Consider the following 13946-nt stretch of genomic DNA (forward strand, 5'->3'; position numbering starts at 1 on the left):
CTGCAGCTCCACTGACCAACGCCAGCTCGTTACCAAGTCTACGCTGGATCTGTGCTCTTCCCAGGCACCCAACCCCAAGTACTAAGCACCAGATATATGACCCTCGAAGAGGCCAAAGCGCAGTTTATCCATACCTGGGGTACCTCGGGCGCCAGCTGGGGCATCAACCGCACCATGGCCCAGATTCACGCCCTGCTGCTGGTATCGGCGGAGGCGCTGAGCACCGAGGACATCATGGCGCAGCTGCAGATCTCACGCGGTAATGCCAGCATGAACGTGCGTGAGCTGCTCGATTGGGGCCTCGTTTACAAGGAGCTGCGGCCGGGCGAGCGGCGCGAGTTTTTCGTTGCCGAAAAGGACATGCTGCAGGTTACGCGCTGCGTCATCCGGGAGCGGAAGCGCCGCGAGCTGGACGCCATGAAGCGCAGCCTGGATCAGCTGGCCCACGTCGCCGGCGACGCCTCTGACCCCAACTACCGCGAGTTCAACCGCACGCTTACCGACATCCAGCAGCTCGCCGACGGCGCCGACCGCGTGCTGACGGTGATGATGAAGGCCGAGCGCAACTGGTTTTGGGACAAGTTTTTGAAGCTGTTCGTGTAGAACGGCGCGTCATACACCTTACCCGCTTGCATCATGGAAACCGATGAACGGCCGGAAAATCCGGCCGACGGGCACACTACGTCCCAAGCTTTCCGGCGCTGGCTGCTGCACACGCAGCTTGGCTGCGTCACCCTATCCGTAGCCGCCACGGCCCTGCTCGGCGTTTTGCTCACCGCGCTTTCGGCCAATGGCTTCGGGCAGTACGGCGTCATGCTGTTTGTGGCTTCGCCCTTTATCTGCGGCATGGTGGCCAGCACCACCTTCACTTGGCTAAACCCTAAGGAAGAAGGAAGTAACAACGGCATCACGTTTTGGGTCACAGTAGTGCTGGCCATGCTGGCGACCCTGGCGCTGCTCGTCTTTTCGGCCCTGGAAGGCATTATCTGTGTGCTGATGGCTGCTCCTTTCTCGTTGGTGCTCGGCTTGCTCGGCTCGGTGTTTGGCCAGCTGTTGGGCGCGGCACTGGGGCAAACGCGCCGGGTCTCAGTGCTGGCTGTGGTGGTGCTGCTGTACCCCGCCGGGCAGCAATACGAAGCACAGCGCCCGGCGCCCGCCGTGCCCACCGAAGTCACCACGCGCGTGCTGGTGCAGGCCTCGCCCGAGCGCATCTGGCGGGTGTTGACGCAGCCGGTGGCGTATCCGGCCGAGGTCGGCTGGCTGTTCCGGGCCGGCGTGGCGTACCCCCAGCGCACCGCCATCGGTACCGATGCGCAGGGGCAGCGGGTGCTGGAGTGCCGCTACTCGCAGGGCGCGGCTACGCTGCCCATTACGGTGTGGCGGCCGGGGCGGGAGCTGCGCTTTGCGGTGCGCGATACGCCCGTTCCCATGAAGGAACTGAGCCCGTATCCGCGCATCCATGCGCCGCACCTGCACGGCTATTTTCAGGTGGAAAGCGGCACGTTTCGGCTTCTGCCGCAGCCCGATGGCCGCACCCTGCTGGAAGCCCGCACCGTGTACCGCCACAGCATCGGACCCCGGGCCTACTGGCAGCTGTGGAGTGATTACCTGCTCGATGATATGCACGCCCGCGTGCTTTCCGCCATCCAAACCCAAGCCGAACATGAGTAGCCGCGTAATGGCCCTGCCCCGCGCCCGCCGCCGTACCCCGGCCGATCTGGCGCCCGCGGCTGAGTTGTTCTGCCCCGCGTTTGTGCGGGCCTTGTTCAATCAGCTAGCCGCCGCTTACCGCTGGCACGAGCTGTTTTCGTTGGGCCTGACGCGCATCTGGCGCCGTCAGGCCGCGGCCCTGTTGCCCCAGCAGCCGCAGCGCTGCGTGGTGGATTTGATGACGGGCACCGGTGAGATGTGGGCGGCGCTGCAGCCCCGGCTCCGGCCCGATGCCGAGCTGCACGCCGTTGATTTTTCGCCGGCCATGCTGGCGCGGGCCGAGCAGCGCCGGGCCGCAGCCCCCGCAGCCCCGCTGCCCAGCGGCGCGGCCGATGCCGTGGTGTGCGGCTTCGGGCTGAAAACTCTAGAAGTGGGCAGTTTTACAGAGTTGGCTCGGGAGGTGCGCCGGCTGCTGCGGCCAGGCGGGACGGTGGTGCTGCTGGAGCTGACGGTGCCCCGCCAGGGCTGGCGCCGGGCAGGCTTTCGGCACTACCTGCGGGCGGTGCTGCCGCTGTTGTCCCGGCTGGGAAGGGGGCAGGCGGCCATGCACCGCTACCTACCGTTTTACGCGCAGTCGTTTGCCAACCTCGATGCCGTGGAAGGCGCGTTTCACCTGATGGGCTTTGAGCAGGTACGACAGGTACCCTTGCTGCTGGGCTGCGCCACAGCGCTGGTGGCTGAGTGGCCCGGCGACGAAATATTGCCAGTTTACAATTCAATAACCGGCGCGTAATACGCTGGCAACAGGGCCAAAATAGCTTTGGCGCTTCATTCAACTACCTGTTGCTGATGCGCCAGAACTTGTACTTAGTACTACCTTCCACTCTGTTATTGCTGGGGTTTTCGGCCGGCAGTGGCCACGCCCAAAGCTCCCGCCAGGGCTTCGAAGGCACCACCGCCGACACCTGGACCTACACCGCCACGCCGGCCAGCTACAACGTGCCGGCCGACAATGACCAGTGGGCCGTGCTGCCCAACGTGGGCACCACCGGCTCGGCCGGCGTGCAAGCCACCCCGGCCGCCGGCGCCCACCTCTGGGGCATGCGCGACCTGGAAGGGCCCGCTACCAATAATGCCGCTATCTGGCACTACTTGGATTTTGCGCCGGTAGCCATTCAGAGCGGGAGCGGGGCAGCTACGGCGGTGTCGTTTAAGTACTTCTCAAACGCCTTCGACAACCCCGACTCGCTGGCCTATACCGTGGTATTCGACAACGGCACCACCTGGGCCGCGCCGCGCACGTTCACCCAGTTAAACAAAGATACCCGCGCCTGGACCACCGTCACGGTGCCGATTCCGGCCGGCAGCACGCACGTGCGCTTGCGCCTCGCGGCCAAGCAAAACGGCAACGACGACTGGGCTGCCTGGGACGACGTGGCGCTAACAGCTACTCCCGCGCCGGTGCAGCTGCCCACGCTGCGCTTCGCCACCGCCACGGCCGTGGTAGATGAGGCAGCGGGTACGGTGAGCATTCCGGTCAGTATTCAGGATGCCAACGCCTCGGCCACTACCGTGCAGGCCGTGTTGGTGCCCACGCTGAGCACGGCTACGGCCGGGCAGGACTTCACCTACGCCACCGCCCAAACGCTGACCTTCCCGGCCAATAGCACTGCCCCGCAAACGCTGACCATTCCCATCGTCAACGACGCTGTGGCGGAAGGAGCGGAGTACTTTACCATCCGCCTCGAAAACCCCACCAACGGCCGGGTGCAGCGCGACGCGCGGGAGTACCTCGTCTATATTAAGGACAACGACGCGACGGCCCCGCTGCGCGGCCGCAACCTCACGCTCACGCACCTGGGTAGCTATCAAAACGGCGCCGCCGGCACCAACTCGGCCGAAATCGTGGCGCACGACCCTAGTACCCGGCGACTGTACGTAGCCAATTCTATCGGCGGCAAGCTCGATATCCTCAGCTTCGACAACCCGGCCAACATCACGTCGGTAGCGTCTATTGATGTGCGGCCCTACGGCGGCATCAACTCGGTGGCCGTGCGCAACGGCTTCGTGGCCTGCGCCATGGAGGCCACCAACCCGCAGAACCCCGGCACCGTGGTGTTCCTGGATCAAAACGGCGTGTTCATCAAGCAGGTAACCGTGGGCGCCATGCCCGACATGATTACGTTTACGCCCGACGGCCGCTACTTGCTCACCGCCAACGAAGGCGAGCCGAATACCACCTACACCAACGACCCGGAAGGCTCGGTGTCCATCATCGACTACACCGGCGGCGTAAACGGCGTGACGCAAGCCAGCGTGACCACCGTGGGCTTCACCAGCTTCAACGGCCAGGCGGCTGCGTTGCGCACGGCCGGCGTGCGCCTGTTTGGCGGTACCGCTACCAATCCTTCCTCGGTAGCCCAGGACCTCGAGCCCGAGTACATTGCCGTCAGCGCCGATTCGCGCTTTGCCTACGTGACCCTGCAGGAAAACAACGCCATTGCCACGCTGGACCTCACCACGCGGCAGTTTACCGGCATTCGCTCGGTGGGCTTTCAGGATCATAGCCAGGCCGGTTTTGGCCTCGATGCTTCGGATCAAACTTCGGACATCCTGATTGCCAACTGGCCGGTGCGCGGCATGCGTATGCCCGATGCCATGGCCTCGTTCCAGGTGCAGGGCGTGGATTACCTGCTGACCGCCAACGAAGGCGACGCCCGCGAGTACACCGCCCTGGAAGAAGCCGTGCGCGTGGGCGCGGCCGGCTACGTGCTCGATACCGTAGCTTTCCCCAATCACCGCCTGCTCAAGCAAAACCACGTGCTGGGCCGCCTGAACGTGACCAACAAACTGGGCGACACCGATGGCGACGGCGACTTCGACGAAATCTACGCTTTCGGGGGCCGCTCGTTTAGCATCCTGAACGCCCAAACCGGCGCCCTCGTGCACGACAGCGGCGATTTGCTGGAGCGCGTCACCAGCACCGACGCCACCTTCGGCGCCATTTTCAATGCCAGCAACACCACCGGCAACCCCGCCCGCAAGAACCGCTCCGACGACAAAGGTCCCGAGCCCGAAGGTGTGACCACCGCCGTGCTGCGCGACACCACTTACGCCTTCGTCTCCTTGGAGCGCATCGGCGGCGTGATGGTGTTCGACGTGAACAACCCCGCCCAGCCCCGCCTGGTGGACTACGTGAACAACCGCAGCACCACCGCTGGCACCGGTGACCAAGGCCCCGAAGGTATCATCTTCGTATCGGCGGCCAACAGCCCTACCGGCCAGCCGCTGCTGCTGCTCGCCAACGAAGTCAGCAGCACCGTGAGCGTGTACCGCGTGCAGCAGCGCGGCACCGTAACGGCGGCGCGCAGCGCACGCAGCCTCGAGCCGCTGCGCATCTTCCCCAACCCGGCCCAAGGTGGCGAGGTACGCCTGAGCCGCCCCGTAACCGGTACGCTGGTGGATGCGCTCGGCCGCCCGGTGCGCCAGCTCGCCAAGGCTGACCGCCTCGAAACCCAGGGCCTCACCGCCGGCGTGTACGTACTCCGTACCGATGATGGCGCCAGCAGCAAGCTGGTGGTCCGTTAGAGCCCCGGAGTGGCGCTGAGTGGTACTCTGCGCCACTTTCCGACCAACGTTTCAGTAAGTTCAGCACCCCGGCCAGATTGGTCGGGGTGCTTTGTTTCCGGAAGGTTACGCGCTATGCGTTAAGTATTTGTGATTCGCAGTAGAATAACGCTAGGGTAAATGACGGGTAATGTGCTATGCGGTGCTTTGTGCATCGACTAACCCTTACCAAACCTTATGTTCTTCGCCCAACGTGTTGCGCTGCGCCCCGTGGCCGGCCTGATGCTGCTTGGCCTGCTGGCCAGCTGCAACAACGATGACGACAACCCCAATACCACCGTGGAGCTGAAGGCACACTCCGTCACGCCTTCGCTGGTAAAGCCGCTCGCCGGCTTCGAAAACCTCGACATCTTCCCGCTCATCAGCTCCGACGACCAGCTGCCCGAGTCGCCAAACTTCGTTTTCGGTGCCCAGCCCGACGGCGCGGCCCTGCTGAAGAACCCCAACGGCGAGGGCTACGTGATGATCAACAACCACGAGATTCTGTGGTCGGTGTCGCGCGTGTACCTCGATAAGTCGTTTAAGCCCGTGAAAGGGGAGTACATCGTGGATGGCGACGGGGGCATGTTCCGCCTGTGCTCGGCTACGCTGGCCACGCCGGAGGAGCACGGTTTCGGGCCGCTGTTCCTGACGGCCGGCGAAAGCGGCGCCGAGTCGCTGGTACACGCCATCGATCCGCTCGGGCCCGCCGACAAGAAAAACCGCTCCCGCGTGTTGCCCGCCTTGGGCCGTGGCAGCATGGAAAATGCCGTGCCGCTGCCCAAGGACGCTTTCCCCGGCAAGACAGTGATTATCATTGGTGAAGACGATACCGACGGCCAACTGCTGGCTTACGTAAGCGACGCCCCCGGCGACTTGCAGAACGGCAAGCTCTACATGCTCAAGCGCACCAACAACGACCCGGTGGAAACGAACATGGCCCCCAGCACGCAGTACGACGTGGAGTTTGTGGAAGTGGTAGGAGCCAAAACGATGACCGGCGCCCAGATGGCCGCTGCCTCGCGCACGCTCAACGCTCTGCAGCTGGCTCGCGTGGAAGACATGGACTACCGCAAAGGCGGTGGCGCGCACGGCCGAGAAATTTACTTCACGGCTACCGGTGTAAGCCAGGCCGATAAGGTGACGCCCGTAACCGGCAAAACCATGTGGGGCCGCGTGTACAAGCTGAACCTCGACGCCAATAACCCGCTCCGCGGCAAGCTGGAGGTGGTGGCGCAGGGCGACTCCAATCCCGGCAGGAGCCTGGTGAACCCCGACAACATCTGCGTGACCGACAACTACGTGTACATCCAGGAAGACGGCGACTCCTTCTACCGCGAGACGCGCCACGACGGCCGTATCTGGCAGATGAACATCGCCTCCAAGAACCTGGTGCCAATGCTGGAAATGAACCACCGCCGCACCGAAGCCGCGTTCAACCAGAAGTACAATCCCTCGAACGACCAGCGCCTGAGTTCCTGGGAGTACGGCGCCATGTACGACATCTCCGACATCATCGGGGTGCCGAACACCTTCGCCGTCAACATTCACCCGCACACCTGGCAGGATGCCAAATTCCTGAACGCCGACGGCTCGGGCCTGTCGACAAACCGGGAAGGCGGGCAGGTGCTCATTATCCGCGGCGTAGCCAAATAACCTGATTACGGTACGCTTCGCCCGAACCCGTCGTCCACAGGGGCGGCGGGTTCGTTGCGTAGCAGCACGTTTTTATCCAATGACCTTCAATACAATAGCAGCCAGTTGGCGCCGTGTTGTCCTGTTGCTGGCGCTGGCCGCCTGGGCCGTAGTGGCCTGCACCACTTCGCCGCAGCGGCAAGCCCCACCAGCCCCGGCCGCCGCCGTGAAAGCCTTGGTGCAGCAGGATTTGCAGGTGCTGGCCACGCAGGTAGAGCAGCAGTTGCTGCCGCTGGCGCAGGCGGGCCGCTCTACCGATTCTTTGCACCGGGTCTTCGAAGCTTGCCGGCTGCGTTTCAAGCGGGTGGAGCCTTTCACCGAGTACTTCATGCCCGGCCTAAGCCGGCTGCTGAACGGTCCGCCCTTCGAGGAAATCGAGGTGGAGGAAACCCGCGCTTTCGAGGCCAGCGGCTTTCAGGTGGTGGAGGAGTTAATCTATCCTGAGTTCGACCCCGCCTCTCGTGCCGACCTCGTGCGCGAAGTGCGCAAGCTGCTCCGCGAGGTTCGCCGCGCCCAGGCGCTCTGGGAAGCTCAGGAGCTGACCGACGCCCACGTGTTTGATGCGGCCCGGTTGGAGGTGTTCCGCGTGGTGTCGTTGGGCATCACCGGTTTTGATACGCCGCTCTGCGGGCAGGCCCTGCCCGAAGCCGCTGCCGCCGTGGCGGCGTTGCGCCTGGTGCTGGCCGCCTACGCCAGCCCCGATTCTCCGAACCGTGGGGCGTGGCGCGCACTGGAACAGCGCCTGCAAGCCGCTGAAACCTACCTGCGGCAGCCCGTCGGTTTCAACGAATTTGACCGCCTGAACTTCATCACAGCCTATGCCAACCCGCTGAGCCGCGAGCTGTTGCAGTTTCAGCAGCAAGCGGGTGTGCCTGTCTTTGAGGAGCGCCGGGCTTTGCGCCCTTCGGCCGCTACGCTGTTTGACTCGGCCGCTTTCGATGCTGATTTCTACGCGCCCACGCAGGAAGCGCTGAGCACGCCGGCCAAGGTCGCCTTGGGCAAGAAGCTGTTTTTCGACGCCTCACTTTCCGGCAACGGGCGGCGCTCCTGCGCTAGCTGCCACCAGCCCGACAAGGCTTTCACCGATGGCCTCGCCCGCAACACCACCTTGAGCGGCGGGCAAATAGCCCGCAACACACCCACTCTGCTCAACGCCGCTCTGCAGGCCGCGCAGTTTTACGACATGCGCTCGGCCACTCTCGAAAACCAAGCCGCCGACGTGGTCGGCAATCCGCTCGAAATGCACGGTTCCCTGACCGATGCGGCCCGCCAGCTGCCCCTGCAGCCCGACTACCAGCGCCTGTTCGCCGAGGCCTTTCCGCAGTCCAAAAACCAGATCGGCCCGCAGCACCTGCAAATGGCCCTGGCCAGCTATGAACGCTCCCTCGTGCGCCTCAACTCACGCTTCGACCGCCACCTGCGCGGCTCCCAAGCCGTGCTGACAGCTGAAGAGGCTCTGGGCTTCAACGTATTCATGGGCAAAGGCAAATGCGCCACCTGCCACTTTACGCCACTGTTCAACGGCACCGTGCCGCCCGCTTTTACCCACGCCGAATCAGAAGTGCTGGGCGTGACCATGTCCAACAAAGACCGCCGCCTCGACCCTGACCTCGGCCGCTACGCCCACACGCGTTTCGAGCAACTGAAACACGCCTTCAAGACGCCTACCGTGCGCAACATCGCCCTCACGGCGCCTTACATGCACAACGGCGCTTTCGCCACCTTGGAGGAAGTCATTGACTTCTACAACGAAGGCGGCGGCGCGGGCCGCGGGCTGAGTGTCGACAACCAAACGCTGGCGGCCGAGCCACTCAACCTCACGACTGCCGAGAAGTTGGCCCTAAAAGCCTTTATGCTTTCCTTAACTGATGGTGCCCCAGCCCCACAGGCCGAGGCATTGTAAGGCGTAGAAACGCACTGCTTCGCGCCTTATCCCTATTGCATACTTAATGGCACCGCATGTGGCCGCCTCGTAAGTTTCGGGGTGGCCTCTCGTTTCTGACGCGATGAACCGAGCTTCCAACGGCTACTTTTGCCCGTATGCAATCCACCATCCGTGTCCGCATCCAAGCCGAACTGCTCCGCCTTGAGAAAGAGCACCACATTCGCATCCTCTATGCCTGTGAAGCCGGTAGCCGGGCCTGGGGCTTTCCCTCACCCGATTCGGACTACGATGTGCGCTTCATTTATTGTCACGCCTCCGAGTGGTACCTGCGCTTGGACGAAGGACCTGATACGCTGCACCTACCCATCAGCGACGAACTGGACCTGAGCGGTTGGGAGTTGCGCAAAACCCTGAAGCTGCTACGCGGCTCCAATGCGGCCTTGCAGGAGTGGCTGCAGTCGCCTACGGTGTACCACGAGGTGCTGGATTTTTGCGCCGCCGTGCGGCCGCTGCTGTCAGCGTGCTATAATCCGCTGGCGGTGTTGCATCACTACCTTGGCTTGGTGCGCCGGGGCATCGAAGATGACTTAGTCGGCAACGACGTTCGCCTGAAGCGCCTGTTCTACGCGCTGCGTTCGGCGTTGGCAGCGCGCTGGATTCGGGAGCGGCCCGGGGAGGTGCCTCCGATGGAGTTCCAGCCGTTGCGCGCGATGTTGCCCCAAGAGTTGTCCCAGTGCGTGGATGACTTGCTGCGCCAAAAAGCCGACGCCAACGAGAAAACCACCATAGCGAAGCCTGCCGATGTAGCAAATTTCTTGAGGGCTGAGTACGAAGCGGCGCAGGCCGCCCGCACCACCTTGGCACCGCCCCGGCACCAGGATCCAACCCCCGAGCTTAACTCCTTATTTCAGCAGTTACTAGCTAAGAGTTGATTCTGCCACTCCACCTTTTGCACTTGTCACCACGTCCTCTGCGGGCTAAAAACTATACCACTGCCCCGTGACCATCCCTAACCTGCGCCAGCGGGGCCTTATCCTCTTCGAAGCCGTAAGCGGCAGCCGCGCCTATGGCACCAATCTAGCTCATTCCGATACCGACCTGAAGGGCGTGTTTCTGCTGCCCAAAGCCGAGTATTTCGGTCTCGATTACTTGCCGCAAGTGTCCAACTCCACCAACGATGAGGTGTTCTATGAGCTGCGCCGCTTTGTGGAGTTGGCGCTCAAAAACAACCCCAACGTGCTGGAGCTACTTGCTTCGCCGGCCGATTGCGTGCGGCAGCGCCACCCGCTCATGGAGCCGCTGCTGCGCCCCGAGCTGTACCTCTCCAAGCTCTGCCGCCAGACCTTTGCCGAGTACGCCGTGGCCCAGATCAAGAAAGCCAAGGGCCTGAACAAGAAGATCAACAACCCTGAGCCGCCCGCGCGCAAATCGGTGCTCGATTTCTGCTACGTGACCGTGGGCGCCGGGGCCCAACCTGCGCAGAAATGGCTGGAGCGCCAAGGACTGGATCAGCAGCAGTGCGGCCTAGCCAACGTGCCACACTTGACTGATCTTTACGCCCTGTTCGTAGACCGCTCGCCCGAAGGTCGCCTTGGCTACCGTGGCCTCCTGCGCGACGCCGAAGCCTCCAACGACGTGCAACTCTCCGCCGTGCCGAAAGGGGAAGAGCCGCTAGCCTACCTTTCGTTCAACCGCAACGGGTATAGCACTTACTGCCGCGTATATCGGGAATATTGGGACTGGGTAGCGAAGCGCAACGCCGAGCGCTACCAGAACACTGTGCAGCACGGCAAAAACTACGATGCCAAGAACATGCTGCACGTTTTCCGCTTGCTTCAGATGGCCGAAGAAATTGCTACGAAAGGCGAGCTGCGCGTACGCCGCCCCAATCGTGACTTTCTCTTGCAGATCCGGCGCGGTGAGTTTGAGTACGACGAGTTGGTGCAGCAGGCTGAAGTGCTGGTAACGCGGGTAGAAGCCGCCTTTGTCGCCAGTCACCTGCCCGACGAGCCCGACCGCGACGTCGTGGAACGGCTGCTGGTTGAGACTCGCCAGCGTCTTTATGATGAAGTTACTAATTGAGGGCAGCTTATCGTTCCGCACAAAACCAGAAGGGCCTTCCCCAGCAATGCTGCCGGGGAAGGCCCTCGTCGTAACGGCTAAAAGTAACCCGGGTGGAGTCGGGGATGGGCGCCGCCGTTAGAAGCGCGTGGTGCTGTGCGTGGTGCGCGTAGTGCGCGCCGGAGCGCGGAAGGTCTTGGTGTTGCCGGATTTGCGGCTGCGTTGGCGCTTGGAAAATTTCCAGCCTTTGTAGCGCTTGTAGTTCGGGCGGTGAGTGTACATGCGGCCCTTCATCTTGGCCTTGGCGTATGAGCTGATACGGGCCGCTTCGGCCGGAGCAACGCTGCTCACCAGCAGCGCGAAACACAAGAGCAGAATCCGGAACATGGTACAGAGTAGGGGTTAGTGTATTGATCAGAGTCGAATTGCTATATGAAAAATGTGTGCCAATTCCGACGACGAACAGCAACTATAGGTAGATGAAAGGTGCTCTCGAAGTTCGAGAATTAGTTGGTTTTATAAGTTATATATTTGAAAAACTGATAGTTGTGAATTGATAAGAACGTGTTTGTTCCGTTGAAAAAATTTGAAACAAGTTGGGCATGAGTTCAAAAAGGAATAGATGAAGCGCAGATCTTGACCCTGGCGGTGTATTCTTATAAAATTTAGCCACTTGGCCATCAAGCGGATGCTGGCAAGCGGCCCCTGAAACAATAAAACACTTGCATTGCTTCGGATCAGCTTTTTTTATACCCTGCGGCTTGCTGAGCTTGCCTGAGTTTTATTAATGGCTATGTCAGCACACCAATCCCAACTTCTATCTCAAGTTCGGTCTGCCCTGCTTGGGCTGGCCGTCGGCGACGCATTGGGCGTCCCCGTGGAGTTTGAAAGCCGTACCCGTCGCCGCCTCGATCCGGTGGTGACCATGCGCGGCTACGGCACGCACAAGCAGCCGCCCGGCACTTGGTCCGATGATGCCTCGCTCATGTTCTGCCTGGCCCAAGCCATTGCCGATGGCTTCTCCGTTGGACTAACGGCCGAATACTGCTGTCGTTGGTACTACCAAAACTTCTGGACGCCCCACGGTTCAGTGTTTGACGTGGGCATCAGCACCCGCGAAGCCCTGGCGCGCCTCCGCGCCAACCCAGACCTAATTCTTGCTGGCGGCACCGACGAGTACAGCAACGGCAATGGCGCGCTGATGCGCATCCTGCCCCTGGCTTTCTACCAAGCAAACTTGCCCTTGGAAAGCCGTTTTCGTCTTATCTACGACGTATCGGCCATTACCCACGGGCACATTCGCTCGGGCATTGCGTGCTGGTTGTACCTGGAAGTAGCTCGCCATCTGCTTGCTGGTCAAACGCCTGACGAAGCCTATGCTCTCCTCTGTAAAGAGGCCCCTGAGCAGTTGGCGCAATTGAACGTTACGGAGTCGGAAAAGCAACAGTTTGATTACCTGTTGGACGGCTCGTTGGCGGATTTGCCCCGACAGAACATCCGCAGCGGGGGCTACGTGATGCACTCTCTCGAGGCGGCCCTGTGGTGCCTGCTGCGTCACGAAACCTACGCCGAAACCGTGCTGGCCGCTGTCAACCTCGGCGACGATACCGATACTACTGGTGCAATTACAGGCGGTTTAGCCGGCCTCTACTACGGCGAAGCCGCCATTCCGCCCGAGTGGCTGACCGTCCTTGCTCGCCGCTCCGACATTGAAGACCTGGCTGCGCGCATGGCTGTAGCCGTTCAAGCCTGATCGGTCGAGCAGAGGTAAAATCATGAAACAAAGTGCCCTGTCCTGAAGGCATTGTTTGCTTTCGATTGATTGCTCAAAACCAAAAGGCCCCGCAGGTATGCGGGGCCTTTTGGTCTAGTCGATTAAGAAAAGCAGAGGGGGCTTATTCCACCACCACGCCCATCTTACCGAACTTGTCGATGCGTTGCGAAATGCGCTCATCGGCCGGCAGTGCTTCCAACTCGTCGAGGCACTTTACCAGCGTCTTTTTCAGCGTCTGAATCATGCGGGCTGGGTCGGTGTGGGCGCCACCCAGGGGCTCTTTCACGATGCCGTCCACTAGACCGGCCTTCAGCATGTCTGTCGCCGTAAGCTTTAGGGCCTCAGCCGCTTGTTCCTTATAGTTCCAGGAGCGCCACAGAATGCTGGAGCACGATTCCGGCGAAATCACCGAATACCAGGTGTTTTCCAGCATCAGCACCCGGTCACCGATGGCAATGCCCAGGGCCCCGCCCGAAGCGCCTTCGCCGATGATGATGCAGATAACCGGCACCTTCAGCATGAACATTTCCTTCAGGTTGCGGGCAATGGCTTCGCCTTGCCCACGCTCCTCGGCCTCCAGGCCCGGGAAAGCACCCGGCGTGTCGATCAGCGTCACGATGGGCTTACCGAATTTCTCGGCCAGCTTCATCAGGCGCAGCGCTTTGCGGTAGCCCTCCGGATTGGGCATACCGAAGTTGCGCATCTGCCGCTGCTTGGTGTTTCGGCCTTTCTGCTGACCGATAAACATCACCGTACGGCCGTCCAGCTCGGCAAAGCCGCCCACCATGGCCTTATCATCGGCCACGGTTCGGTCGCCGTGCAGCTCCACAAACTTCTGGCTCATGCCCTCAATGTAGTCGAGGGTATAGGGCCGGTCGGGGTGGCGTGAAAGCTGCACGCGTTGCCAGCGCGTGAGGTTGGCGTAGGTTTCCTTTTTTAGGGCCTTGATCTTGGTTTCCAGCGCCTCAACAGCCTCCGATACATCAACCTGGCTTTCTTGAGCCAGTTTCTGCATCTCGCGGAGCTTGCCTTCGAGGGCGGCAATGGGTTGTTCGAAGTCGAGCAGCATAGCCAAACGGAGCGGAGCAGGTCCGCCGCGCAGTCGTTCTTAAACGGTGAGGAATGGGGGAGGGCAAAGGTAAGCGACGGAGGGCAAGCGCGCAGCCGCAATTTTTTAGAAACGCTCGTAAAATTTTTGTCGCTGGCAATCAGAGCTGAACAGCGCTGGGGGTAACAATTTGGTAAAAACTTTGCCCCGGGGCTTGCAACGAGCTT

The 13946-nt window shown here is 61.7% G+C and carries 11 protein-coding genes; 9 read left to right on the forward strand and 2 right to left on the reverse strand.

The window, feature by feature from the left end:
• The first annotated feature begins 96 nt into the window (after positions 1 to 96).
• The 8 genes from AC5FXY_RS09875 (at position 97) to AC5FXY_RS09910 (ending at position 10918) form a co-directional block, all read left to right on the forward strand.
• A complete protein-coding gene (locus tag AC5FXY_RS09875; protein ID WP_493556503.1) occupies positions 97 to 603 on the forward strand; it encodes a GbsR/MarR family transcriptional regulator in 507 nt (168 codons plus the stop codon).
• Between the two features lie 33 nt (positions 604 to 636).
• Entirely contained in the window at positions 637 to 1671 is a 1035-nt protein-coding gene (locus AC5FXY_RS09880) for a hypothetical protein (RefSeq protein ID WP_493556504.1), read from the forward strand.
• Positions 1664 to 2443 carry a class I SAM-dependent methyltransferase gene (locus tag AC5FXY_RS09885; protein ID WP_493556505.1) on the forward strand — a complete coding sequence of 260 codons (780 nt, stop codon included), beginning with the start codon at positions 1664 to 1666 and terminating at the stop codon, positions 2441 to 2443. Before AC5FXY_RS09880 ends, AC5FXY_RS09885 begins: the two co-directional genes overlap by 8 nt.
• A gap of 56 nt (positions 2444 to 2499) precedes the next feature.
• On the forward strand, positions 2500 to 5238 hold the full coding sequence (locus AC5FXY_RS09890; RefSeq protein WP_493556506.1) for a choice-of-anchor I family protein: 2739 nt from the start codon (positions 2500 to 2502) through the stop codon (positions 5236 to 5238).
• Positions 5239 to 5454: 216 nt separating this feature from the next.
• Positions 5455 to 6912, forward strand: coding sequence for an alkaline phosphatase PhoX (locus AC5FXY_RS09895; RefSeq protein WP_493556507.1), 1458 nt, complete (start codon positions 5455 to 5457; stop codon positions 6910 to 6912).
• A gap of 79 nt (positions 6913 to 6991) precedes the next feature.
• Positions 6992 to 8854 (forward strand): cytochrome-c peroxidase, encoded by a 1863-nt coding sequence (locus AC5FXY_RS09900; protein WP_493556508.1) that lies wholly within the window; start codon positions 6992 to 6994, stop codon positions 8852 to 8854.
• 137 nt (positions 8855 to 8991) lie between these two features.
• Positions 8992 to 9768, forward strand: a complete 777-nt coding sequence (locus AC5FXY_RS09905) for a nucleotidyltransferase domain-containing protein (RefSeq protein WP_493556509.1) — start codon at positions 8992 to 8994, stop codon at positions 9766 to 9768.
• Between the two features lie 67 nt (positions 9769 to 9835).
• Positions 9836 to 10918 (forward strand): DNA polymerase beta superfamily protein, encoded by a 1083-nt coding sequence (locus tag AC5FXY_RS09910; RefSeq protein ID WP_493556510.1) that lies wholly within the window; start codon positions 9836 to 9838, stop codon positions 10916 to 10918.
• A 117-nt stretch (positions 10919 to 11035) separates the two neighbouring features.
• On the opposite strand, the gene AC5FXY_RS09915 is transcribed toward AC5FXY_RS09910, so the two are convergent.
• Entirely contained in the window at positions 11036 to 11284 is a 249-nt protein-coding gene (locus tag AC5FXY_RS09915; protein ID WP_493556511.1) for a hypothetical protein, read from the reverse strand.
• A 406-nt stretch (positions 11285 to 11690) separates the two neighbouring features.
• Between AC5FXY_RS09915 and AC5FXY_RS09920 the strand changes: the two genes are divergently transcribed.
• The gene (locus AC5FXY_RS09920) at positions 11691 to 12650 is read left to right on the forward strand and encodes an ADP-ribosylglycohydrolase family protein (RefSeq protein ID WP_493556512.1); all 960 of its coding nucleotides are present in this window, start codon (positions 11691 to 11693) and stop codon (positions 12648 to 12650) included.
• 142 nt (positions 12651 to 12792) lie between these two features.
• Here the strand turns inward: AC5FXY_RS09920 and AC5FXY_RS09925 are convergent, their stop codons facing one another.
• Entirely contained in the window at positions 12793 to 13740 is a 948-nt protein-coding gene (locus AC5FXY_RS09925; protein WP_493556513.1) for an acetyl-CoA carboxylase carboxyltransferase subunit alpha, read from the reverse strand.
• Positions 13741 to 13946 lie beyond the last annotated feature (206 nt).

The sequence above is a fragment of the Hymenobacter sp. FMD4 genome (genome assembly GCF_058932745.1).